The organism is Pseudomonas fluorescens group sp. PF-1, from assembly GCF_054481335.1.
The window spans coordinates 468,796-491,369 of sequence record NZ_JBTMNG010000002.1; the positions used below are offsets into that span (position 1 = coordinate 468,796).

At 59.0% G+C, this 22,574-nt stretch carries 21 protein-coding genes; 18 read left to right on the forward strand and 3 right to left on the reverse strand.

Features of this window, described 5'->3' with window-relative positions; translation table 11 throughout:
* Positions 1 to 10: 10 nt before the first annotated feature.
* Together cysW and ACX3YD_RS16850 are read left to right on the forward strand one after the other, a co-directional pair.
* On the forward strand, positions 11 to 880 hold the full coding sequence (gene cysW, locus ACX3YD_RS16845; RefSeq protein WP_047536084.1) for a sulfate ABC transporter permease subunit CysW: 870 nt from the start codon (positions 11 to 13) through the stop codon (positions 878 to 880).
* A gap of 3 nt (positions 881 to 883) precedes the next feature.
* The gene (locus tag ACX3YD_RS16850; RefSeq protein ID WP_458960549.1) at positions 884 to 1,873 is read left to right on the forward strand and encodes a sulfate/molybdate ABC transporter ATP-binding protein; all 990 of its coding nucleotides are present in this window, start codon (positions 884 to 886) and stop codon (positions 1,871 to 1,873) included.
* Between the two features lie 90 nt (positions 1,874 to 1,963).
* Here the strand turns inward: ACX3YD_RS16850 and ACX3YD_RS16855 are convergent, their stop codons facing one another.
* The gene (locus ACX3YD_RS16855; protein ID WP_103406554.1) at positions 1,964 to 2,482 is read right to left on the reverse strand and encodes an Mpo1 family 2-hydroxy fatty acid dioxygenase; all 519 of its coding nucleotides are present in this window, start codon (positions 2,480 to 2,482) and stop codon (positions 1,964 to 1,966) included.
* Positions 2,483 to 2,566: 84 nt separating this feature from the next.
* Here ACX3YD_RS16855 and ACX3YD_RS16860 point away from each other — a divergent pair, with 84 nt between their 5' ends.
* Together ACX3YD_RS16860 and ACX3YD_RS16865 are read left to right on the forward strand one after the other, a co-directional pair.
* Complete coding sequence (locus ACX3YD_RS16860) at positions 2,567 to 3,253, forward strand: Crp/Fnr family transcriptional regulator (RefSeq protein WP_458960550.1); 687 nt, start codon at positions 2,567 to 2,569, stop codon at positions 3,251 to 3,253.
* 57 nt (positions 3,254 to 3,310) lie between these two features.
* Positions 3,311 to 3,676: a response regulator gene (locus ACX3YD_RS16865; RefSeq protein WP_103406552.1), complete on the forward strand. Its 366-nt coding sequence runs from the start codon at positions 3,311 to 3,313 to the stop codon at positions 3,674 to 3,676.
* A gap of 143 nt (positions 3,677 to 3,819) precedes the next feature.
* On the opposite strand, the gene ACX3YD_RS16870 is transcribed toward ACX3YD_RS16865, so the two are convergent.
* Positions 3,820 to 4,824, reverse strand: a complete 1,005-nt coding sequence (locus tag ACX3YD_RS16870) for an AraC family transcriptional regulator (protein ID WP_047536096.1) — start codon at positions 4,822 to 4,824, stop codon at positions 3,820 to 3,822.
* A 100-nt stretch (positions 4,825 to 4,924) separates the two neighbouring features.
* On the opposite strand from ACX3YD_RS16870, the gene ACX3YD_RS16875 reads away from it, so the two are divergent.
* On the forward strand, positions 4,925 to 5,998 hold the full coding sequence (locus tag ACX3YD_RS16875; RefSeq protein WP_458960551.1) for a fatty acid desaturase: 1,074 nt from the start codon (positions 4,925 to 4,927) through the stop codon (positions 5,996 to 5,998).
* A 92-nt stretch (positions 5,999 to 6,090) separates the two neighbouring features.
* Here the strand turns inward: ACX3YD_RS16875 and ACX3YD_RS16880 are convergent, their stop codons facing one another.
* A complete protein-coding gene (locus tag ACX3YD_RS16880) occupies positions 6,091 to 6,609 on the reverse strand; it encodes an Hcp family type VI secretion system effector (RefSeq protein ID WP_458960552.1) in 519 nt (172 codons plus the stop codon).
* 678 nt (positions 6,610 to 7,287) lie between these two features.
* Here ACX3YD_RS16880 and tssA point away from each other — a divergent pair.
* The 13 genes from tssA (at position 7,288) to icmH (ending at position 22,573) form a co-directional block, all read left to right on the forward strand.
* A complete protein-coding gene (gene tssA / locus ACX3YD_RS16885; protein ID WP_458960553.1) occupies positions 7,288 to 8,844 on the forward strand; it encodes a type VI secretion system protein TssA in 1,557 nt (518 codons plus the stop codon).
* 32 nt (positions 8,845 to 8,876) lie between these two features.
* Positions 8,877 to 9,380, forward strand: coding sequence for a type VI secretion system contractile sheath small subunit (gene tssB / locus ACX3YD_RS16890; protein ID WP_458960554.1), 504 nt, complete (start codon positions 8,877 to 8,879; stop codon positions 9,378 to 9,380).
* Positions 9,381 to 9,408: 28 nt separating this feature from the next.
* Positions 9,409 to 10,884: a type VI secretion system contractile sheath large subunit gene (tssC, locus tag ACX3YD_RS16895; RefSeq protein ID WP_198132616.1), complete on the forward strand. Its 1,476-nt coding sequence runs from the start codon at positions 9,409 to 9,411 to the stop codon at positions 10,882 to 10,884.
* Between the two features lie 14 nt (positions 10,885 to 10,898).
* Complete coding sequence (gene tssE, locus ACX3YD_RS16900; protein WP_458960555.1) at positions 10,899 to 11,306, forward strand: type VI secretion system baseplate subunit TssE; 408 nt, start codon at positions 10,899 to 10,901, stop codon at positions 11,304 to 11,306.
* A gap of 161 nt (positions 11,307 to 11,467) precedes the next feature.
* Positions 11,468 to 13,255: a type VI secretion system baseplate subunit TssF gene (tssF, locus tag ACX3YD_RS16905; protein ID WP_458960556.1), complete on the forward strand. Its 1,788-nt coding sequence runs from the start codon at positions 11,468 to 11,470 to the stop codon at positions 13,253 to 13,255.
* Entirely contained in the window at positions 13,219 to 14,226 is a 1,008-nt protein-coding gene (gene tssG, locus ACX3YD_RS16910; protein WP_458960557.1) for a type VI secretion system baseplate subunit TssG, read from the forward strand. The genes tssF and tssG overlap by 37 nt, the downstream gene beginning before the upstream one ends.
* A 13-nt stretch (positions 14,227 to 14,239) precedes the next feature.
* A complete protein-coding gene (gene tssH / locus ACX3YD_RS16915; RefSeq protein ID WP_458960558.1) occupies positions 14,240 to 16,882 on the forward strand; it encodes a type VI secretion system ATPase TssH in 2,643 nt (880 codons plus the stop codon).
* Between the two features lie 10 nt (positions 16,883 to 16,892).
* Positions 16,893 to 18,410, forward strand: a complete 1,518-nt coding sequence (locus ACX3YD_RS16920) for a sigma-54 interaction domain-containing protein (RefSeq protein WP_458960559.1) — start codon at positions 16,893 to 16,895, stop codon at positions 18,408 to 18,410.
* 87 nt (positions 18,411 to 18,497) lie between these two features.
* The gene (locus ACX3YD_RS16925) at positions 18,498 to 18,638 is read left to right on the forward strand and encodes a type VI secretion protein (protein WP_458960560.1); all 141 of its coding nucleotides are present in this window, start codon (positions 18,498 to 18,500) and stop codon (positions 18,636 to 18,638) included.
* Between the two features lie 17 nt (positions 18,639 to 18,655).
* Complete coding sequence (gene tagH, locus ACX3YD_RS16930; RefSeq protein WP_458960561.1) at positions 18,656 to 19,852, forward strand: type VI secretion system-associated FHA domain protein TagH; 1,197 nt, start codon at positions 18,656 to 18,658, stop codon at positions 19,850 to 19,852.
* A 5-nt stretch (positions 19,853 to 19,857) separates the two neighbouring features.
* Positions 19,858 to 20,358, forward strand: coding sequence for a type VI secretion system lipoprotein TssJ (tssJ, locus tag ACX3YD_RS16935; RefSeq protein WP_458960562.1), 501 nt, complete (start codon positions 19,858 to 19,860; stop codon positions 20,356 to 20,358).
* A gap of 2 nt (positions 20,359 to 20,360) precedes the next feature.
* Positions 20,361 to 21,692 (forward strand): type VI secretion system baseplate subunit TssK, encoded by a 1,332-nt coding sequence (gene tssK, locus ACX3YD_RS16940; RefSeq protein WP_458960563.1) that lies wholly within the window; start codon positions 20,361 to 20,363, stop codon positions 21,690 to 21,692.
* A gap of 5 nt (positions 21,693 to 21,697) precedes the next feature.
* The gene (gene icmH, locus ACX3YD_RS16945) at positions 21,698 to 22,573 is read left to right on the forward strand and encodes a type IVB secretion system protein IcmH/DotU (protein WP_458960564.1); all 876 of its coding nucleotides are present in this window, start codon (positions 21,698 to 21,700) and stop codon (positions 22,571 to 22,573) included.
* The last annotated feature ends 1 nt before the right edge of the window (position 22,574 follow it).

Sequence of the window (22,574 nt, forward strand, 5' to 3'; positions counted from 1 at the left end):
AGGCGCACACATGTCCCAATCGTCCATTGCTGCCGCTTCCTCGAATGCAGCCCGTCGTGGCAGTGCGACTTCGCGGCGAATCCTGATCGGCCTTGGCTGGCTGGTTTTTACGCTGTTCCTGCTACTGCCGCTGTTCATCGTGGTGTCCCAGGGCCTGAAGAATGGCCTGGGTGCGTTCTTCACCGCGATTTTTGAACCGGACGCGCTGTCCGCGCTGAAACTCACGGTGATCGCCGTGCTGATTTCGGTGCCGCTGAACCTGGTGTTCGGTGTGAGCGCGGCCTGGTGCGTGAGCAAGTACTCGTTCCGTGGCAAAAGCATGCTGGTCACGCTGATCGACCTGCCGTTCTCGGTGTCGCCGGTGATCGCCGGTCTGGTCTACGTACTGATGTTCGGCGCCCAAGGGCTGTTCGGCCCGTGGTTGCAGGATCACGACATCCAGATTGTCTTCGCCTTGCCGGGCATCGTGCTGGCGACGATTTTCGTCACCGTGCCGTTCGTGGCGCGCGAGCTGATCCCGCTGATGCAGGAGCAGGGCACCCAGGAAGAAGAGGCCGCACGTTTGCTCGGGGCCAATGGCTGGCAGATGTTCTGGCACGTCACGGTGCCCAACATCAAATGGGGCCTGATCTACGGCGTGGTGTTGTGTACGGCGCGGGCCATGGGTGAATTCGGTGCGGTGTCGGTGGTTTCCGGGCACATTCGCGGGGTGACCAACACGTTGCCGCTGCACGTCGAGATCCTCTACAACGAATACAACCACGTGGCCGCGTTCGCCGTGGCGAGCCTGTTGCTGATCCTGGCGCTCTTCATCCTGCTGCTCAAGCAGTGGAGCGAAAACCGTATTAACCGCCTGCGCGCCAGCGCCGCGGAGGAATAATTCATGTCGATCGAAGTGCGTAACGTCAGCAAGAATTTCAATGCGTTCAAGGCGCTGGACAACATCAGCCTGGACATCCACAGCGGTGAACTGGTGGCGCTGCTCGGCCCGTCCGGCTGCGGCAAGACCACGCTGCTGCGGATCATCGCCGGCCTGGAAACCCCGGACCAGGGCAGCATCGTGTTCCACGGTGAGGACGTTTCCGGCCACGACGTGCGTGATCGCAACGTCGGTTTCGTGTTCCAGCACTACGCCTTGTTCCGCCACATGACGGTGTTCGACAACGTCGCGTTCGGCCTGCGCATGAAGCCCAAGAACCAGCGCCCGAGCGAAAGCCAGATCGCGACCAAGGTCCACGAACTGTTGAACATGGTGCAGCTGGATTGGCTGGCGGATCGCTACCCGGAACAACTGTCCGGTGGCCAGCGCCAGCGGATCGCCCTGGCCCGCGCCCTGGCGGTAGAGCCGAAAGTACTGCTGCTCGACGAGCCGTTCGGTGCCCTCGACGCCAAGGTCCGCAAAGAGCTGCGCCGCTGGCTGGCGCGGCTGCACGAAGACATCAACCTGACCTCGGTGTTCGTGACCCACGACCAGGAAGAAGCGATGGAAGTCGCCGACCGTATCGTGGTGATGAACAAAGGCGTGATCGAACAGATCGGCTCACCGGGCGACGTCTACGAAAACCCGGCCAGCGATTTCGTTTATCACTTCCTCGGCGATTCGAACCGCCTGCATCTGGGTGAAGACAATCACGTGCTGTTCCGTCCGCATGAAGTGTCGCTGTCACGGCATGAACTGGAAGATCACCATGCGGCCGAGGTGCGCGATATCCGCCCATTGGGCGCGACGACGCGGGTGACGTTGAAGGTTGAAGGGCAGAGCGATTTGATCGAAGCCGAAGTGGTGAAGGATCACGACAGCCTGATTGGGCTGGCGAAGGGCGAGACGTTGTTCTTCAAGCCGAAGGTCTGGCAGAAGGTTGCCAACCTCTAAAGCTAGAGCATCGCGAGCAGGCTGGCGCCCACTCTGGATCTGTGATCGACACAAATCCCTTGTGGGAGCCAGCCTGCTGGCGATTGCGGCCTAGACTGCCGCGCGATTCGGATTCAGCCGCACACCCCCCGCCCGCACTTCGATCTGCTCTTTCAGCTCATGGCGCATCCCCAGCAGGAACGCCAGTTCCGCCACCACAAACAACGGCCCGACAATCAACCCCGTGACGTCATCGACGAACGCCGGTTTGCGCCCTTCGTAGTGATGGCCAACAAACTGAATCGCCCAACCCACCACAAACATTCCGATGCCGGCGACGAGCCAGACCCCTGTGCTTTGCTGTGCCAGCGCATGACCGGCCCAGGCACACAGCCCCAGCAACACCGTCATCAGCGCGCCAAGGCGCAATTCCAGGCGCAGGTAAAACCACGCCGAAGCCAACGACACCAGTATCGCCGGAGAAAGCCAGCCCCCGGCCCATTGCGGACGAGACAGCAGGACCGCCACCGCCACCACAATCAGCGGAATGCCAATGAAGTGTGTAGCGATGTTTCGCGGGTCACGGTGGTAGGTGGCGTATTGACTGAGATGGTCAACGAGGCTTTTCATTGTTATTCCTCCTGTAGGGTGATTGATCTTGCCCCGGGGCCATTTCTCACTCTGTCAGCCAGGCGACAATCTTTAGGAGTTTTCATGGATATGCAGGTCTGGCGTCCGCGCTTGATGCACGGCCAGTGGTTCAGCCATCTGCCTGTTTCCTTGCAGGATAGTCTGCTGGCCGCCGTCAGGGTTCGGCGCCTGACGCCGGGCCAGCGCTTGTTCAAGCGGGGTGATCCGCCCTGTGGTCTGTACGCGGTGCTCGAAGGTGCCGTGCGCATTGGCGCGGTCAGCGAGCAAGGCAAGGAAGCGTTGCTCAGTCTGGTGGAGGCGCCGCACTGGTTCGGCGAGATCTGTCTGTTCGATGGCCAGGCGCGCACCCACGATGCGTACGGCCTGGGCAACTGCACCCTGTTGCACATCCCGCAAACGGCGCTACTGAGCTTGCTCGACGAACAACCGGCGTACTGGCGGCAACTGGCCTTGCTCATGAGCCAGAAACTGCGACTGACCTTCATCCACCTCGAACAGCTGAGCCTGATGCCGGCCCCGACACGGCTGGCCCATCGCTTGCTGATGATCGCCCACGGCTATGGCGAGATCGACCCGCCGCGCCGGCTCCTGCAACTGCCGCAGGAGCAGCTTGCGTCAATGTTGTCGTTGTCGCGCCAGACCACCAATCAACTGCTCAAGGATCTGCAGGGGCAGGGGATTTTGAGTCTGGGCTACGGCGAGATCGAAATCCTCGATGTCGAACGGTTGCGGGCGTTGGCGATCTTTTAAAGGTGGGCTTTATCCCCGAACACGCCTAGCCTGTGAGGACGACAATCGAGGTGTGCCATGCGTGTGCTGTTAGTGGAAGACGAACCCGAGACCGCCAAGCTCCTGGCCAATGGCCTGAGCGAGGCCAGCTATGCGGTGGATGTGGCGGTCAACGGGATGGACGGCCGGCGCTTCATCGAGTCCGGCGAATACGAGCTGATCATCCTTGACGTCATGCTGCCGGGGCTCAATGGCTGGCAGTTGCTGCAACAGATCCGCAAGCTCGGTGAAACGCCGGTGCTGCTCCTCACCACCAGGGATGGCATCGAGGATCGCCTGCGCGGGCTGGAACTGCATGAAGATGACTACCTGCTCAAGCCGTTCGCGGTGAGTGAGCTGGTGGCGCGGGTGCGCAAGTTGTTGCGGCGGGGGCAGGGGCGGTAGTGGTTTCTGTGTTGCCTGAACAATCGAATTCGCTGGCAAGCCAGCTCCTACAGTGGCTTGTGTGAATCCTGAATGGCTGGTCAACCGAATACCCTGTGAGAGCTGGCTTGCCAGCGAAGAGGCCGGTATGTCCGGTGAAAAACCTACCGCAACCCATCCCGAAACTGCCCCGGTGTCATCCCTGTCCAGCGCTTGAATGCGCGGCTGAAACTGCTGGTATCGGCAAACCCAAGTAAATAACTGATCTCGCTCAGCGAAACCTGGGGATCACGCAGGTGCAACAACGCCAGATTCTCGCGGCTTTCATTGAGCAGCGTGTCGAACCGACAACCTTCATCCGCCAGATGCCGTTGCAGGCTGCGCAAGCTCAGGTGCAGGGCCTTGGCGATGTGTTCGGCGCTGGGTTCACCTTCCGGCAATTGCTCTTCTATGGCATCGCGGACCTTGCGCTCCCAGGTCAACGGCTTGAGTTGCGCCAGGGTGCGTTTGAGTACGGTTTCATTGTGTTCGGCCAGCTCCGGGTTGGCGTCGTCCAGGTGACTGTCGAAGTCAACCAGGGCGAATTCCAGTCGGTCTTCGTCGGCGCCGAAGTGCACGGGCGAGCGGAAGACTTTGTGCCATTGATGCGAGTCTTCAGGTTCCGGCCGACGCAGGTAAACCGCCAGCGGGGCATAGTCGCGGCCCAGGCGATTGCGGCAGGTACGCACGTAAATCGCCATGAACGCATCGATGGCCTCGTAGGCCGGGGCCGGATTACCTGTAGGAATTTTCAGGCGGAAGCGGTAGCGATCCTCGGTGCGTGTCAGTTCCAGTTCCAGGGCGTCACTGACCACCTGGTGATAACGCACGATGCGCTCGAACACTTCGCGCAAACTGCCGCTGGCCACCAGCGCATAACCGAGCGCGTGAAAGGTGGTGGGGCTGACGAAGCGTGAGACGCGCAGGCCAATCGCCGAGTCGCCGCTGGCCTGCACCGCCAGCTCCCACAGTCGCGTGGTGCCGGACAACGGGTATCGGGCGTTCGGGTCGTCCATCAACTGCGGATCGAGCCCGGCCTGGTGGCACAGGGTGGTGCTGTCGAGGCCCAAGGCGTCGAGTTGCTTGCGCAGGGCGCGGGTCCAGCTGGCGAGGGAGGTCGGTTCAGTCATGCTGATTGGCGCTTCCGGTCAACAGGTTGGCGTTCACGGCTACCGCGTTGTGCAGGATCACAAGGCAGCATGCGAACATCAATAACCAGAGGATGGAAGCATGCACGGTACTTCTGCAAGTCCCCAGCGACTGAATGCAGCGCAGCGATCAGCGCATATTCGTGAAGTGGTGCTGGCCAAGGGCGTCGAGCTGCGTCAGCGCTACCCGATACTCAAGCATCAGGACGCACTGGGCGCGGGTATCCTGGCCTTCGCACTGGCCGGGATGCTCGGCTGCGCAGCGCTCTACATCAGCGGGCACATGGCCTGGTGGGCGTGCCTGCTGCTCAATGCGTTCTTCGCCTCGTTGACCCACGAACTTGAGCATGACCTGATCCACAGCATGTACTTCCGCAAACAGCGGGTACCGCACAACCTGATGATGGGCCTGGTCTGGCTGGCGCGTCCGAGTACGATCAATCCATGGATTCGCCGTCACCTGCACCTTAACCACCACAAGGTCTCCGGTTCCGAGAGCGACATGGAAGAACGTGCGATCACCAATGGCGAGCCTTGGGGTTTGGCGCGGTTGCTGATGGTTGGCGACAACGTCATGTCGGCGTTTATTCGCATGCTGCGAGCCAAGACCCGCGCTCACAAGTTCAGCATCATCAAACGCTCGCTGAAGGTCTATGCGCCGCTGGCGCTGGTGCATTGGGGTGCGTGGTATGTGTTTCTCGGCTTCCACGCCGCGAACGGCATCGCGCACCTGCTGGGCGCCCCGATTGAATGGTCCGCGACCACGCTGTCGGTGATGAACGTGATCGACATCGCGGCCGTCGTCATCATCGGCCCGAACGTGCTGCGCACGTTCTGCCTGCACTTCATCAGCTCGAACATGCACTACTACGGCGACATCGAGCCCGGGAACGTGATGCAGCAATGCCAGGTACTGAACGCCTGGTGGCTGTGGCCGTTGCAGGCGTTCTGCTTCAACTTCGGCAGCAGTCACGGCATCCATCACTTCGTGGTGAAGGAACCCTTCTACATTCGCCAGCTGACCGTGCCGGTGGGGCATAAGGTGATGCGGGAAATGGGTGTGCGCTTCAATGATTTCGGCACGTTTGCGCGGGCGAACCGGTTTGTGCGCAAGGAAGAGGTGAACTCAGAGAAGGTGTGTACGGCTCAGGCTTGATGGTTGATTGAGAGGACGCTTTTGCGAGCAAGCTCGGATAAAAACGGCATCAACCACTAAAAAGGTCGATGCCGTGAAGCACTCAGCTAGTTTCAGCCTGCGACTGGACTGCGCCAGTCATCAGAGCCGGAGGTACCACATACTTCGTGTGTCCAAGTGATTTTGCGATAGCTGAATTCAACGTCTTCCAGGTGCGTGAAGTGCGCATTAGACGGATCCTGGCAGTTATACATGTAGTCCTTGATGTTGACGATGATCGCGTCTTCAAGTTTGGTGGTGAAGTAGTGTTCTTGAGTGGCTGCTGCCGAAGTGCGGTACCACTTGATGATAACCTCAGTCAGGAGCTCGCCAGAAGTCAGTGCAGCCAGCAGCAGTGGCGAGGACTTGTCGAACACCTTCGTGATTTTGACTGGCTTGTGAACACGTTGGCCGGTCGGTTGACCCGATTGCGGATCGCGGGGAATGATCACTTCGTGGCTGAAACTCTGGACCATGATCTCGTCTTCATGGCCTTCCTGGTAGATGTTGCCTACGGAGTCTGGAGTGAAAGCACCTGCAGTGATCAGACTCTGCTTGGTACCCGTGATGGACATATATGCTGGCGTAGCCATGGATGCTCTCTTTGCTGAAAAAAGGGGTTCCCACAGGCTTTATTGCGTCGTGGGCTCCAAAACCACGATCAAGGTTTATGCCAGTTAAACCAAACTCCTTATTTATCAGGATTATGCGGAGAAAAACGAAGTTTTAGTTGCTGACTTATATAGGCGGCATCGGTAAAAAGTGCGCAAGAAGTTACGCAGGTCTGCGCAACTTTTTGCGCATTTGTCTGTGCGTGATGAGATACAGGCTCTGCAGAAGCTCATCTACAAGGTTGTCCACAATTTAACGTGCAATTTTTTGCGCACTCTGCGCAATTCGCTATCAATTTGTTCGCCGCCAAATATATAGAGCCTTAAGGAATTTTCCTAATGTGTTCTCGGAATAGTCCTACACCTTAAATTGTCGCAAAGATCGTAATATCTCCTGAATGACTCGCTTCATCAATTTCACTCGGTCCGGCACGCTTTTGAGCTGCCTGATGAGATGAAAAAATAGAAAATATCGCGTTTTTTTATTGCTTGTATGCCAGCTGGTGTTTTCTTGTGTATTGATGAAAGGCGCGATTTTTACTGCTTTATAAATAAATTCGTTGGGGTATGAGTGCGAGATAAATTCGCAGGCGTGCCCATGAATATAGCTCGCTCGCAATGACGGCGTTAAAGCGCAGCAATTTTGATCAAAGGGTATGGATGTCCTACTCCAGTGAACTTTCTTCTTACTATCTTGAACTCGCGAAAGCCTCTGTTTCCAAAGAGGCTTTTGCGGGCGAGGACGTTCGTTTTTCCAGCGAGTATGAAGCGTTGGAGGGTGAGCTGGGTAAAGCGCAATCCATTCACGAGAGCGGCCAGACTGATTGGCGAAAAGTCTGTGAAAACAGTGAAACCCTGCTGCGCACCCAGTCCAAGGATTTACGCGTCGGGGCTTGGCTGACCTGGGGCTTGTACCGCTGCGAGTCCTTCCCCGGGCTGTTGGCTGGCCTAGGATTCCTGCGCTATCTGTGTGAAAACCATTGGAGTGAGATCCATCCGGGCAAGTCTCGAACACGCACAGCGGCTCTCACCTGGTTGGTAACGCGCCTTGAACAGGTGTTTGGTGAAAATATCGCGATCAAAGAACAGCTGCCGTTGTTTCGTCGCCTGGTCGAACACCTCGAGGGTCTTGATGCTGCATGTACCGAGCATTTGGGCGATGACGCGCCACTGCTGTTGCCGATTTCCCGCCGCCTGAAAAACAGGGTCCAACGCGCCGCCGACAGCCCGTCGGAGACCGGCCTGGTGGGGGCTGCGGTTGCGCAGGTTAAACAGGTTGCTACGCAGTTGTTCGCGCCTGGCGCACCCATCGAGAATGAGAGAGAGGCTCAAAAAGCCTTGCGTGCTCAGCTGGAAAGCGCCCGTCCCTTGTGTGCCTGGTGGCTCAAGCAAAAAGCCACCGATGTGCGCGCCTTGCGCCTCAATCGCACGTTGTTGTGGCTGCCCATCGACACGATTCCCGAGCGCGACGCCGAGCAGATTACCGTGATGCGCGGGCCGCTGGTGGACAAGCTCAGGAATTATCAGGATCGCTATGATCAGGGCAAATACGCAGACCTGCTGGTGGACCTGGAGGCAAGTCTGGCGAACGCGCCCTTCTGGTTCGATGGCCAGCGAATGGTCTGGGAATGCTTGCAAGGACTGAACGCGGAATTGGCCATGCGCGAGGTGGAAGTGCACTTCGCGCTTTTGATGCGGCGTCTGCCCGGCATCATCGAACTGCGTTTTCACGACGGTACTCCATTTGCCGATCCCGCCACCCGCGCCTGGATCGGTACCCATGTCATGCCGCATCTGCAAACCGCCAGTACGCCGCGCAAGGTTGAATCAACCGACGCCCAGCCGGCCTGGGAACTGGCCCTGGAAGAAGCCCTGCCGATCCTGCGCAAGGACGGCCTCAAGGCTGCCGTGCAGATCCTCAAGCAGGGCCTGCAAAGTGCCCAGGGCGGGCGCTTTCGATTCTTCTGGCAGTTCGCCCTCGCGCGGCTGTGTTTCATGGCCAAGAAATACGAACTGGCCAAGACCCAACTCGAAACCCTCGACCAAACATTACAGGACTCGGGAGTCAGCGCCTGGGAGCCTGATCTTGTGCTCGAAGTGCTGCATTTGCTGCATAGCTGCTGCGAGTTGTTACCGCAGAACCATGCTGTGCGTGAGTGCAAGGAAGAGGTTTATCGCAGGTTGTGCCACCTCGATCTTGAAGTGGTACTCCAATAGGCCCCAGGGCCTCAACCGCAAGGAGAAAAGCCATGGCCAAAGAAGGCTCGGTAGCCCCCAAGGAACGCATCAACGTCACTTTCAAACCTGCCACCGGTGGTGCACAGGAAGAGATCGAACTGCCGTTGAAAATACTGTCAATCGGTGACTACACCCACCGCAGGGACGAACGCAAAGTCGAAGATCGCAAGCCGATCAACATCGACAAAATGACCTTCGACGAAGTGCTGGCAAAGCAAGAGTTGGAGCTGACCTTGAGCGTGCCGAACCGTCTTCAGGTAGACAGCGATACTGAAGAACTGGCGGTGAAACTGCGCGTCAACTCGATGAAGGACTTCAACCCTGCCTCGCTGGTCGAGCAGGTGCCCGAACTGAAAAAACTGATGGAACTGCGCGACGCGCTGGTGGCCCTCAAAGGCCCGCTGGGTAACGCGCCTGCGTTCCGTAAAGCCATCGAAGGCGTGCTCGCCGACGACGAGTCCCGCGGTCGCGTACTGGGTGAGCTGGGTTTGAACGCCGCAGCCCGGAACGCCTGAGTCCCCATCAGCCAAGGAAGCCAAGACAATGAGCACTAGTGCAGCGCAGCAGAACAGCAACGAGAACGGCGAATACAGCATTCTCGACAGCATCATCGCCGAAACCCGCCTGACTCCGGCTGACGAAGCCTACGACATCGCCAAACGCGGTGTGTCGGCCTTCATCGAGGAATTGCTCAAACCGCAGAACAATGGTGAGCCGGTCAAGAAAGCCATGGTTGACCGCATGATCGCCGAGATCGATGCCAAGCTCAGCCGCCAGATGGACGAAATCCTCCACCACCCGGACTTCCAGTCTCTGGAATCGTCGTGGCGTGGCCTGCAGTTACTGGTCGAGCGAACCAATTTCCGCGAAAACATCAAGATCGAAATCCTCAACGTCTCCAAGGACGACCTGCTGGACGACTTCGAAGATTCGCCGGAAGTGATGCAATCGGGTCTTTACAAGCACGTCTACACCGCTGAGTACGGTCAGTTCGGTGGTCAGCCGGTGGGCGCGATCATCGCCAACTACTTCATGTCCCCAAGCTCGCCGGACGTGAAACTGATGCAGTACGTGTCCAGCGTGGCCTGCATGTCCCACGCGCCGTTCATCGCTGCGGCCGGCCCGAAATTCTTCGGTCTGGACAGTTTCACCGGTCTGCCGGACCTGAAGGATCTGAAGGATCACTTCGAAGGCCCGCAATTCGCCAAATGGCAGAGCTTCCGCCAGTCGGAAGACGCCCGTTACGTTGGCCTGACGGTGCCGCGATTCCTGCTGCGTAACCCGTACGACCCGGAAGAAAACCCGGTCAAATCGTTCGTCTACAAAGAGACCGTCGCCAACAGCCACGAGCACTACCTGTGGGGCAACACCGCTTATGCATTCGCTACCAGGCTGGCCGACAGTTTCGCCAAGTTCCGCTGGTGTCCGAACATTATTGGCCCGCAAAGCGGTGGGGCAGTTGAAGACCTGCCGTTGCATCACTTCGAAAGCATGGGCGAGATCGAAACCAAGATTCCTACCGAGGTTCTGGTGAGCGACCGTCGTGAATACGAACTGGCCGAGGAGGGTTTCATTTCCCTGACCATGCGCAAAGGCAGCGACAACGCCGCGTTCTTCTCCGCCAGTTCGGTGCAAAAACCCAAGTTCTTTGGCATCAGTTCCGAAGGCAAGAGGGCGGAGTTGAACTACAAGCTCGGCACCCAACTGCCGTACATGATGATCGTCAACCGCCTGGCTCATTACCTGAAAGTGCTGCAGCGCGAGCAACTGGGTTCGTGGAAGGAGCGCACTGACCTGGAGCGTGAACTCAACAAATGGATCAGCCAGTACATCGCTGATCAGGAAAACCCCGGTGCCGAAGTGCGTGGCCGTCGTCCACTGCGCGCAGCCGAGATCATCGTCAGTGATGTCGAAGGCGAGCCTGGCTGGTACCGCGTCAGCCTGAACGTGCGCCCGCATTTCAAATACATGGGTGCCGATTTCACCTTGTCGCTGGTTGGCAAGCTGGACAAAGAGTAAACGGAGCCTGACTCATGACTGGATACGGCAGCCTTTTCGAACGCCTGGGGGGAGACGCGGACGGCCGCGTCGGCTGGAGTCGCGAGGTCTCCGCCATGGCGTCCGTGGCTGCTCATCTGGCCAAGATGCTCAGCACCCGTGCGGGCAGCGTGCAAACGCTGTCCGATTACGGGCTCCCCGATCTCAATGATATGCGTCTGAGCCTGCACGACTCGCTGAGCCAGGCCCGTCAGGCCATCGAAAAGTTCATCGAAGCCTACGAGCCGCGCCTGAGCGCAGTGCATGTCATCTCCCTGCCGCGTGAACACGATCAGCTTCGGCTGGCCTTCAACATCGAAGGCTTGCTGGAAGTGGATGGTTTCAAGCGCCAGGTCAGTTTTACCGCGTGCCTGGATGGCAGCGGTCAAGTCAAGGTCAGCTAATGAAACGCGTATGTCCTGACGTCCAAAAAGGCAGGAATCGAATAGCCATGAACACCGTTGAATCGGAGTGTTACCTGGACCCTGTGGCCGTGGGTGATTTGTTCGACAGTCTGGCATTCAAGCCTTTTTTTTCATGAGATCCAAAACCAGGCAGGTCCTCCGTGTCCTTTAACCACTACTACCAAAGCGAACTCACTGCACTTCGTCAGTTAGGTCGTCGTTTCGCCGAACGTAGTCCGGCACTGGCGCCTTTCCTCGGGCAGACCGGGCGGGATCCGGATGTGGAGCGGTTGCTGGAGGGGTTTGCGTTCTTGACCGGGCGTCTGCGCCAGAAGCTCGATGACGAGTTGCCGGAGCTCAGCCATTCGCTGATGCAACTGCTATGGCCCAACTATATGCGGCCGCTGCCGGCGTTTAGCATTTTGCAGTTCGATCCGTTGAAACGTTCCGGTCCGGCATTGAGGGTCGAGCGCGATACACCGGTGGAAAGCGAGCCGGTTGATGACGTGCGCTGCCGCTTTCGCACCTGTTATCCGACTGAAGTCCTGCCGTTGGACCTGGTTGCTCTGAATTACTCGGTGAAGGGCGACGGCTCGCTGTTGAGCCTGCGTCTGGAAATGAGCGCCGACGGTCACCTCGGTGAGCTGGAATTAAGCCGCTTGCGACTGCACTTTACCGGCGAGCGCTACATCAGTCAGATGTTGTACCTGAGTCTGCTGCGTAACCTGGAAAGCATCGAACTGATTCCACTGGACGGCGTCGGCAACCCCATTGATGGCGCCAACGGCGTGCCAATGGCATTCAAGATGCCCGGCGATCGTGTGCAGCCGGTGGGTTTTGCGGAAGAGGAAGCGTTGATTCCCTATCCGCTGAACACCTTCCGCGGTTATCGCTTCCTGCAAGAGTATTTTGCCTTCCAGGACAAATTCCTGTTTGTCGATATCAACGGCCTGGACCTGCTCAAGGCTTTGCCGGCGGACATTCTCAAAGAGGTGCGTGGCCTGGAGTTGCGCTTCGACATCCGCAAGAGTGGAATCCTGCGCATGCGTCCGACCCTGGACAACGTGAAGCTTCACTGTACGCCCATCGTTAACCTGTTCAGGCACGATGCATTGCCGATCCGTCTAGATGGCAAGCAGGATGAGTACCTGCTGCTACCCGCCAAGTTCGACCAGGAAAGCTGCGGTGTATTTTCCGTGGAAAGTGTCACGGGCTGGAAACCTGGCGGACTCGGTTATCAGGCATATGTTGCGTTCGAATCCTTCGAGCACGACCCAAGTTTTGACGTGCCCACCAGCCGTCCCCATTACAGCGTTCTCCAGCGCGCTTCTTCGTTGCACGACGGCCTCGACACCTACCTGAGCTTCGGTGTTCGCCATACCCAGGCCCACGAAACCCTGTCGGTCGAGCTGATGTGCACCAACCAGAACCTGCCGCGCAAGCTCAAGCCTGGCGACATCAAACTGGCCTGTGAACAGACGCCGGAGTTCCTGAGCTTCCGCAACATTACCCCTGCCACTTCGAGCTTCGCGCCGCCGCTGAATCGTGACTTCCTCTGGAAGCTGATCAGCAATATGTCGCTTAACTATCTGTCGCTGGCGGACGTCAACGCACTGAAGGTCATTCTCGAAACGTATGACCTGCCGCGCTATTACGACCAACACGCGGCCAAAGTCAGTGAACGCCTGCTAAGCGGGCTCAAGTCGATCAAACATCAATATGTCGATCGATTGCACCGAGGGTTACCGGTTCGTGGACTGCGTACCGAGCTGATCATCGACCCCCAAGGGTACATCGGCGAGGGTGACCTGTTCGTTTTCGCTTCGGTGCTTAACGAGTTTTTCGCGCTTTACGCCAGTCTCAATTCGTACCACGAGCTGCGGGTAAAAAGCACACAGGGAGAGGTGTATCAATGGACACCACGTATGGGCCTGCAACCGCTTCTTTAAGTGGGCTGACCCGAGGCATACGCGAGTACTCGCTGTTTCAGGCTGTGCTGTTGGTCGTTGACCGACTACGTGAAGCGCACCCTCATCTCAGCCAGGACGATTTGTACGACCAACTGGAGTTCCAGGCCAATCCCAGCCTGGGGTTTCCAGGCAGTGATGTTGATCGTGTTGAGTTCTTTCATGAACACGGGCTGATGCGCGCGCGCTTGCGTTTCAATTTGATCGGGTTGGTTGGTTCAGGGTCGCCACTGCCGGCGTTTTACGCAGAACAGGCCCTGGGCGACAGCGAGGACGGTAACCCGACCCGCAACTTCCTCGACCTGTTCCACCATCGCCTGCAACGGCTGATGTTGCCGATCTGGAAGAAGTATCGCTATCGCGCCAGTTTCGAGAGCGGTGCCCTCGACCCTTTTTCCTCCCGGCTGTTTGCCCTGATTGGCCTCGGTGGTGAAGAGATTCGCCAAGCCCGGGAGCTGAACTGGAAGCGCCTGCTGCCGTATCTGGGCTTGCTCAGTTTGCGTGCGCACTCGGCTGCGCTGATCGAAGCGGTGCTGCGTTACTACTTCAAGCACGCCGACCTGACCATTGAACAGTGCATTGAACGCCATGTGGACATTCTCGACGAACAGCGCAGTCGCCTGGGACGACTCAATAGCGCGCTGGGTGAAAACGTGGTGTTGGGGGAGAGCGTTCGTGATCGCAGCGGCAAGTTCCGGATCCACATCCGCGAACTGGACTGGCAGCGCTTTCATGAGTTCCTGCCGATTGGTTTCGGCTACCAGCCGCTGTGCGCGCTGGTGCGATTCACCTTGCGTGACCCGCTCGATTACGACATTCGCCTGATGCTGCGCCGGGATGAAATTCGCGAACTGCGCATTGGCGAGCAAAACGCTTGTCGCCTGGGATGGACCAGTTGGCTCGGTCGCGAAAAAGCGGACGGCGTGGTGACTCTGGGCAGCAAAATTCATTAAGGACAGTTGAAAAATGATTAACGTAGACCTGCAAAAGCTCATCCAGGCGCTGGACGCCGAAACCCGTCGTGACCTGGAAAGCTCCGCCGAACGCTGCGTGGCTCGTGGCGGCAGCAAGATCCTTATCGAAGACCTGCTGCTCGGTTTGCTGGAACATCCGCAAGGCTTGCTTGCCCGCGCTTTGCAGGATGCTGAGGTAGACGCTGGTGAGTTCAGTGCTGTGCTGCAAAGCCGGGTCGAGCACAGCGCTTCGCGCAACCCGGTGTTCGCCCCTGAACTGGTGCAGTGGTTGCAAGACGCTTTGCTGGTTGCCAACCTCGAACTGGGCCAGACCCAGGTCGAACAGGCTGCACTGATTCTCGCGTTGCTGCGTAACCCGATGCGCTATGCCGGCAGTCGCTACCAGCCACTGCTGGCGAAATTGAATGTCGACCGTCTGAAAGAGTTCGCCTTATCCCGCAAGGAGTCATCGGACGCCGGTAAACCGACCGGGTCGAGTGAGCTTCTGCTGCAGCGCTTTACCCACAACCTGACCCAACAAGCCCGCGACGGCAAGCTCGATCCAGTACTGTGCCGCGACGACTCGATCCGGCAGATGATCGACATCCTGGCCCGACGCCGCAAGAACAACCCGATTGTTGTCGGTGAAGCGGGCGTCGGGAAAACCGCGATTGTCGAAGGCCTGGCCTCGCGCATTGCTGCCGGTGAAGTGCCGCAGGTGTTGAAAGGCGTCGAGTTACTGTCTCTGGACATGGGCTTGTTGCAGGCCGGTGCCAGTGTCAAAGGCGAATTCGAGCGTCGCCTCAAAGGTGTGATTGACGAAGTCAAGGCTTCGCCCAGGCCGATCATCCTGTTCATCGACGAAGCCCATACCCTGATCGGCGCGGGCGGCAATGCCGGCGGCTCCGACGCCGCCAACCTGCTGAAACCGGCGTTGGCCCGAGGAGAGTTACGTACCATCGCCGCGACCACCTGGGCGGAGTACAAAAAGTACTTCGAAAAAGACCCGGCGCTGGCCCGTCGATTCCAGCCGGTGCAATTGCACGAGCCAACCGTCAGCGAGGCGGTGACCATCCTCCGTGGCCTGGCTCAGGTATACGAGAAAAGCCACGGTATTTATTTGCGTGATGACGCGGTGGTCGCCGCTGCCGAGCTGTCCGCTCGTTACCTGGCAGGTCGTCAACTGCCGGATAAAGCTGTCGACGTACTGGACACCGCCTGCGCCCGAGTGCGCATCAGCCTCGCTGCTGCTCCGCAAAGCCTGGAGCGGCTGCGCGGCGAACTGGCTGAGGGTGGCCGACAACGTCAGGCCTTGCGCCGCGATGCCGAGGCCGGTCTGCCGATCGACCGTGAAGCGCTGGTTACGCTGGAAGCGCGCCTGGGCGAAGCCGAATCCGAAATGGCCGCGCTGGATGCCCTCTGGACCGAACAGAAAACATTGGCTGAGCATCTGCTGGAACTGCGCCGGCAACTGGCCAAGGCCCGCGAAGCCGCCGACGCGGCGGCGCCTGTGACGGTCGAAGACGCTGAAGGCTCCGTGATCGAAACCCTCTCGGTAGACGAAGCGCAAAGCGTCGAAACACTGGAAGCGACGCTCAACGCAACTCACCAGGCGCTGACCGAGATGCAAGTCAAAGAGCGACTGGTGAGCTTCGAGGTCTGCCCACGGCTTGTGGCTGAAGTGATCAGTGCCTGGACCGGCGTGCCGCTGGCGCAGCTGGCCCGTGAGCACAATGCCAAGGTTGCCAGCTTCGCTGATGACCTGCGTACCCGCATTCGAGGTCAGGAGCAAGCCATTCACGCCCTTGATCGCTCGATGCGCGCTACCGCCGCCGGTCTGAACAATCCCAATGCGCCCGAGGGTGTGTTTCTGCTGGTTGGACCCAGCGGCGTCGGCAAGACCGAAACCGCACTGGCCCTCGCAGATTTGTTGTACGGAGGTGATCGTTTCATCACCACCATCAACATGTCCGAATTCCAGGAGAAACATACCGTTTCGCGCCTCATCGGTGCACCGCCAGGCTACGTCGGTTATGGCGAGGGCGGCATGCTCACCGAAGCCGTGCGGCAGAAGCCGTATTCGGTCGTACTGCTCGATGAAGTCGAAAAGGCCGACCCGGACGTGCTCAATCTGTTCTATCAAATCTTCGACAAGGGCGTGGTCAATGACGGTGAGGGGCGTGAGATCAACTTCCGCAACACCCTCATTCTGATGACCTCTAACCTGGGGAGCGACCGTATCAGCGAACTCTGCGAAAACGGTGCGCGGCCAACTGCCGAGGTACTTGAGGAAACCATTCGTCCAGTGCTCAGCAAGCACTTCAAACCGGCACTGCTGGCGCGGATGCGCGTGGTGCCTTACTACTCGGTCGGTGGTCCGGTGCTGCGCGAGCTTATCGAGATCAAACTCGGTCGTCTGGGCGAGCGCCTGAGCCGTCGCCAGCTGGATTTCAGTTACTCACAGGGCCTCGTCGATCACTTGGCCGAACGCTGTACCCAAAGCGACAGCGGTGCGCGCCTGATCGACCATTTGCTGGACTTGCACGTACTGCCGCTGATTGCCGACCGTCTGCTGGATGCCATGACCATCGGGGAAAACCTCCAGCGTGTGCACGCGACGCTCGGCAGCGGCGGCGTGACATGCGAGTTCGCCTGAGGTGGGAGTGATGTTCACTTCAGTGCCGCAACCCCTGGCCTATGCCGAAGCGTTGTTAGCGCAATTTTCCAGTCTGTCGCGAGCGATGGATGGCGCTGTGTTGCTCAAGGCGTTTGTACGCGGGTTGGCTGAACTCAGCCAGTGCGAATTGACCCAGCTGTACTTGCTGGACGCCACCCACACCTCCCTGGAGATGAGCGCCGAGTGCCTCAACGGCAACCTTCAACCCCGGGAAACCGCCAGCTTGCCGGTGGATTACAACGGTGAGCAACTGCTGCAATTTGCGCTGTGCCAGAACCGTGTTGTGTGCCTGAGTGAATTGAGCGGCAGTCTGCACGAGACCGGTTTTCTGCCGGCCCAGGCGAGGCCATGGCAATCGCTGCTGTGCGTGCCGCTGGTCAACCCGCAGAAGTCAGTGGAAGGGTTATTGCTGTGCGCCAGCCACCAGCACGTTGAACTGCAAGGCTTCGCCGACTCGCTTGGTCGACTGGGTTCGTTCGTGCTGGGCCATTTGCATTTGCTGCAGCGGTTACGGCGGCCGAGCGGCAGCGTTGTACCGGCAACGGTCACTGTTGCGAGCACCAGCGACTATGGCCTGACGGGTCAAAGCACAGCCATGCGCCGTGTCTATTCCCTGATCAGTAAAGTGTTGCACAGCCCCTATACCGTGCTGCTGGGGGGGGAAACGGGCACCGGCAAGGAGGTGGTGGCCCGGGCGATCCACGACTGCGGACCGCGTCGCTCCCACGCGTTCATCGTGCAGAACTGCGCCGCCTTCCCGGAAAACCTGCTCGAAAGCGAGCTGTTTGGTTATCGTAAAGGCGCCTTCACGGGTGCCGACAGAGACCGAGCCGGCCTGTTCGACGCCGCCAATGGCGGGACCTTGTTGCTTGATGAGGTCGGTGACATGCCGCTGTCGCTGCAAGCCAAGCTGCTGCGGGTGCTCCAAGAGGGTGAGATTCGTCCGCTGGGCTCCAACGACACCCACAAGATTGACGTGCGCATCATCGCCGCGACACATCGGGATTTATCGGTGCTGGTCAGCCAGGGAAAGTTTCGCGAGGACTTGTACTACCGTCTCGCGCAGTTCCCTATTGAACTGCCGGCCCTGCGTCAACGCGAAGACGACATCCTCGAATTGGCCCGGTACTTCGCCGACAAGGCCTGTGCGTTCCTGCAGCGTGACGAGGTGAGCTGGTCCAACGCAGCGCTGGATCTTCTGGCCAGTTACGCCTTCCCCGGCAACGTGCGTGAACTCAAGGGGCTGGTCGAACGTGCAGTACTGCTCTGCGAAGGCAGCGAGTTGTTGGTGGAGCACTTCTCCCTGCGTATGGACACCCTGCCCGAAGTCGGAAGGCTGAACCTGCGCGAACGCCTGGAGCAGATCGAGCGCAGCCTGCTGATCGATTGCCTGCGCAAGAACGACGGTAATCAAACCCTCTCGGCCCGCGAGCTTGGCCTGCCGCGGCGCACATTTCTCTACCGCCTCGGGCGCCTGAACATCAATGCGGGAAACGTCGATGGGTAGGCCAGACGCGCTCGATTTCAATTTATCCGCTTTTAACAGCCTCAACCGTAAGGGCCAGTGCTTTGCGCTGCCCCTGGAGACCCTCTGATGTCTATTCGTCACTGGCAAGCCGTCCTGCTGGCCGTTGTCGTTCTATGTGGCCTCGGCGCCTGCAGCGGCAATTACAAATACAACGACGACACCTATCGCCCATTGGGTGATCCGCAGTCGGTCAATCGCGGCAAGTGACCGCAAGGAGCATCATCATGGAACTGATTTTCGAAATGCTGAGCACCAAGCAGTTCGTACCGACGGAGTTGTGGCGCAAGACTTTCAAGCAGGCCGGCGGCGTGATTGGGCGCAACGAGGACTGCGACTGGGCCATTCCGGACGTCAATCGACACTTGTCTAAACGCCACGCCTTGATCAGCTACCGCGAAGGCGCGTTTTTCCTGACCGATACCAGTAGCAACGGTACTTCGTACAGCGGCAGCGGCGCGCTGCTGCCCAAGGGCGAGGCTGTACGTATCGAGCATGGCAGCGTGTATGTGCTGGGGGATGTCGAGATCCGTGCGCGGCTGGTTCGTGATCCGGCGAATTACGAGGAGGAAGTCGGTCGTCCGCAAGCCGCTGGCAGCGTCATTCCTGACAATGTATTTCTCGACCTCGACCCGTTGAACGCTCTCGATCGGGAGGAACGTGCGTATTCGGCCATCGACAAGCTGATCTCGCCGGGCAACGCCACCGCAGAGCCCTGTCGGCGAGCCGACTATGCCCGCATCGACTTGGAAAGCCTGAGGGTACCTGAGCTGATTGATGTCCCGGCAGCGCCTGCACCCGAGTCAGCATCGATAGTGGTCGAGCGTCAGGCCGACGGTTTCTGGGAAAAGTTTGCTGAGGCCTTGGGCGTGGATCTTGATGGCCTTGATCATGATGCCAAAGAAGCCCTGGCTTTGAGATCCGCGCGTTTGCTCAAGCAGAGTGTCGGCGGATTACAGCAGAGCCTGCGTACTCGAAGCGAGCTGAAAAACGAGTTGCGGCTTGCGCAAACCACGATGCAAGGCTCTCAAAAGAACCCCTTGAAGTACGCACTTGATGCCGGTGAAGCGCTGGGCATTCTGCTGCAGCCGGGCAAGCCGGGGCAGCTTCCGGCTGAACAGGCCATATCCCGTGCGTTCCGCGATTTACAGGCGCATCAGGTGGCCTTGCTCACGGCGAGTCGCGCCGCCGTTCGCAGCACCTTGGAGTACTTCTCGCCTCAGCAACTCACCCTGCGTTTCGAGCGTGACAACAAACCGTTGCTCGCCACCGCTGGCAGTCGCTGGAGAGCCTATGGGCGTTATCACCATGCTTTGTGCCAGGACGATGACTGGGGTGATCGCCTGATGGCCCGTGACTTCGCCCAGGCCTACGAAGAACAGGTCCGACTGATCTCCACTCTCCACACCGACCACCAAGGATGATGCGCATGTCTCGCCGCTCGACTGTTTTTTCCAAGGCGCTGACTGCGCTGACCACCCTGGCACTGTTGGCGGGTTGCTCGACGCTTTCGCCGTACTCCCACGTCACCAAACTCAATCTGAAGCTGACGGCCAGCGATCAGTTGAACCCGGACCTCAATGGTCGTCCGTCGCCGATTGTCATACGCCTGATCGAACTCAAACACCCGGTGGCTTTCGAGAGCGCAGACTTCTTCAGCCTGTACGAGCGCGCCAGGGACTCCCTGGCTCCGGACATGGTTGCCAGCGAGGAGCTGGAAATGCGGCCGGGCGAAACGATCGAACTCAAGCTGAGAGTGAAGGAGGGCAGTCGCTACGTCGGTGTCCTCGCCGCCTACCGTGATCTTCCGGACAGCAAATGGCGCTACACCCTGCGAGTCACCCCGGAGCAAGTCACGGACGCCGACCTGTCTCTCGACCAGAGCGGCATCCGCAACACCCATGAATCGCTTGCCAAAGTGGATGACTGACCATGAACGCCCATAAAGTCATTTGGCAGGAAGGCATGTTGCTGCGTCCGCAGCACTTCCAGCACAACGATCGCTACTACGACCACCAGATGAAGACCCGCACCCAATTGCTGGGCAGCTACATCTGGGGCTTCCTCAACCTGGACATCGACTCGCAGTTTCTCAACATGGGCAAGCTGGTGATCAGCCAGGCCTCCGGGATTCTGCCGGACGGTAGCTTGTTCGAGCTGGGCGGCAACACCGAGCCGCTGGCCTTGGACGTGCCACCAAACACGGGCAATACGCCTGTCTATCTGGCGCTGCCACTGGTCACCGGCAATCACATCGAGGCCCGTCGCCCGGAGCAGTCGGACGTGTTGGCGCGCTATACCACGTACGAAGCGCAGGTGGCCGACTCCAACGCTGGCGACGACTGTGCCAGTCAAATCTGTTGCGCTCTTCCGGACTTCAAACTCTTGCTCGGCGAGCAGCAGAACGATCAGGCGTATGTAAAGCTGAAAATCTGCGCAGTGCTCGACACCACGCCGGATGGAGTGATCAGACTTGACCCGGAGTTCGTACCGACCTACATCCAGGCGCACGCCTCCAGCTATCTGCTGTCGTGTCTCAAGGAAGTGATCAGCATGCTCGGTCACCGGGGTGACACCATCGCCGAGCGGATCCGTTCCAACGGCAAGGTGGGTGGCGCAGAAGTCGGCGACTTTATGATGCTTCAACTGATCAACCGTACCGAATTACTTCTGCGCCACTACCTCAGCCTGGAACAGGTACACCCGGAAGAGTTGTACCGCACGCTGCTGACCATGCTCGGCGATCTGGCGACCTTCTCCAGCGACAGTAAGCGCCCGCGACTGGACAGCCGTTATCAGCACAGCGACCAAGGGGCGAGCTTTGGCAGATTGATGGACGCGATCCGGCAGGTGTTGTCGATGGTGCTGGAACAGCACGCCATCGAACTGGTGCTGCAAGCGCGTCAGTACGGAATCATTGTCTCGCCGTTGCACGACCACAAGCTGCTGGGCTCGGCCTCGTTCGTACTGGCGGCCAGTGCCAACTGCGACTCCGAAGAACTGCGCCATCGCTTGCCGGCGCACCTCAAGGTCGGCCCGGTGGAACACATCCGCCAACTGGTCAACCTGCATCTGCCAGGCATCAAGGTCAAACCGTTGCCCGTGGCTCCACGGCAGATTGCGTTCCACTCCAACAAAACCTATTTCATCCTCGAACTCAGTTCCGAAGACCAGGCGCAACTCGAGCGCTCAGGCGGCTTCGCGTTCCACGTGTCCGGCGAATTTGCCGAGCTTGAACTGAAATTCTGGGCCATCAGGAACTGACCGACATGAACAAGGACACGGAATACAGCCAGGACGACCAAACCGTTCTTCTCGACCGTCAGGGCCACGGCCCGGCATCGGGTCCGCTGACGGACTTCGCCGCGCCGCCGCGATTCGAGCAGCTCGAAGAACGGATGATTTACGCCGCGCGACTGCGCCCGGCAGAAACGTTCAACGTCAGCCTCAACTCGCTGGTGGCCGCCGCCTCCGAGCTGTTATCGGAATTGGTGCGCCTCAAGCACAGCAATGCCCCTGAAAATCTGCACGAGCTCAACGTGCGACTGACCAACGGGCTGAAACTGTTTGAAGGCAGCGCTTTGCACAACGGCACCGAAGCCGACCAGGTGTCGAGCGCCCGTTACGTGCTCTGCACCGTCGCTGACGAAGCGGTCGTCACCACGTCATGGGGAAACGAAAGCGAGTGGTCGCAGATGAGCTTGCTCAGCAGTTTTCACAACGAAACGTTCGGCGGCGAGAAATTTTTCGTACTGCTTGATCGGCTGTCGAAAAACCCGGTCAAGCACCTGCCGATGCTGGAGCTCATGTACCTGTGCCTGTCCCTGGGCTTTGAAGGCAAGTACCGGGTACAAGCCCGCGGCATGCTCGAGCTCGAAGGCATCCGGGACGCCCTGTATCGCCAGATTCGTCAACTGCGCGGCGATGTGCCACGCGAACTGTCGCCCCATTGGGAAGGCTTGAACGATCAGCGCCGCAGCCTGGTGCGCATCGTTCCGGCGTGGATGATCGTGCTGTTCACGGTGGTGTGCCTGGTGGTGATGTATTCGGGGTTTGCCTGGGTATTGGGCGAGCAACGCGAAACCGTTCTGCAACCTTATCAGCAGTTCGATCCGGCCGCGGTCCAGCCGCAGTCGCAGCCGTAAA

What these genes read in the sequence shown, in the direction of transcription:
- tssB (WP_458960554.1), top strand. Translation starts at nt 8,877, where the DNA reads ATGGCCAAAGAAGGCTCGGTAGCCCCCAAGGAACGCATCAACGTCACT.
- tssC (WP_198132616.1), top strand. Translation starts at nt 9,409, where the DNA reads ATGAGCACTAGTGCAGCGCAGCAGAACAGCAACGAGAACGGCGAATAC.
- ACX3YD_RS16850 (WP_458960549.1), top strand. Translation starts at nt 884, where the DNA reads ATGTCGATCGAAGTGCGTAACGTCAGCAAGAATTTCAATGCGTTCAAG.
- ACX3YD_RS16855 (WP_103406554.1), bottom strand. Translation starts at nt 2,482, where the DNA reads ATGAAAAGCCTCGTTGACCATCTCAGTCAATACGCCACCTACCACCGT.
- ACX3YD_RS16860 (WP_458960550.1), top strand. Translation starts at nt 2,567, where the DNA reads ATGGATATGCAGGTCTGGCGTCCGCGCTTGATGCACGGCCAGTGGTTC.
- tssA (WP_458960553.1), top strand. Translation starts at nt 7,288, where the DNA reads ATGTCCTACTCCAGTGAACTTTCTTCTTACTATCTTGAACTCGCGAAA.
- ACX3YD_RS16870 (WP_047536096.1), bottom strand. Translation starts at nt 4,824, where the DNA reads ATGACTGAACCGACCTCCCTCGCCAGCTGGACCCGCGCCCTGCGCAAG.
- cysW (WP_047536084.1), top strand. Translation starts at nt 11, where the DNA reads ATGTCCCAATCGTCCATTGCTGCCGCTTCCTCGAATGCAGCCCGTCGT.
- icmH (WP_458960564.1), top strand. Translation starts at nt 21,698, where the DNA reads ATGAACAAGGACACGGAATACAGCCAGGACGACCAAACCGTTCTTCTC.
- ACX3YD_RS16920 (WP_458960559.1), top strand. Translation starts at nt 16,893, where the DNA reads ATGTTCACTTCAGTGCCGCAACCCCTGGCCTATGCCGAAGCGTTGTTA.
- ACX3YD_RS16880 (WP_458960552.1), bottom strand. Translation starts at nt 6,609, where the DNA reads ATGGCTACGCCAGCATATATGTCCATCACGGGTACCAAGCAGAGTCTG.
- tagH (WP_458960561.1), top strand. Translation starts at nt 18,656, where the DNA reads ATGGAACTGATTTTCGAAATGCTGAGCACCAAGCAGTTCGTACCGACG.
- ACX3YD_RS16875 (WP_458960551.1), top strand. Translation starts at nt 4,925, where the DNA reads ATGCACGGTACTTCTGCAAGTCCCCAGCGACTGAATGCAGCGCAGCGA.
- tssH (WP_458960558.1), top strand. Translation starts at nt 14,240, where the DNA reads ATGATTAACGTAGACCTGCAAAAGCTCATCCAGGCGCTGGACGCCGAA.
- ACX3YD_RS16865 (WP_103406552.1), top strand. Translation starts at nt 3,311, where the DNA reads ATGCGTGTGCTGTTAGTGGAAGACGAACCCGAGACCGCCAAGCTCCTG.
- ACX3YD_RS16925 (WP_458960560.1), top strand. Translation starts at nt 18,498, where the DNA reads ATGTCTATTCGTCACTGGCAAGCCGTCCTGCTGGCCGTTGTCGTTCTA.
- tssK (WP_458960563.1), top strand. Translation starts at nt 20,361, where the DNA reads ATGAACGCCCATAAAGTCATTTGGCAGGAAGGCATGTTGCTGCGTCCG.
- tssG (WP_458960557.1), top strand. Translation starts at nt 13,219, where the DNA reads ATGGACACCACGTATGGGCCTGCAACCGCTTCTTTAAGTGGGCTGACC.
- tssE (WP_458960555.1), top strand. Translation starts at nt 10,899, where the DNA reads ATGACTGGATACGGCAGCCTTTTCGAACGCCTGGGGGGAGACGCGGAC.
- tssJ (WP_458960562.1), top strand. Translation starts at nt 19,858, where the DNA reads ATGTCTCGCCGCTCGACTGTTTTTTCCAAGGCGCTGACTGCGCTGACC.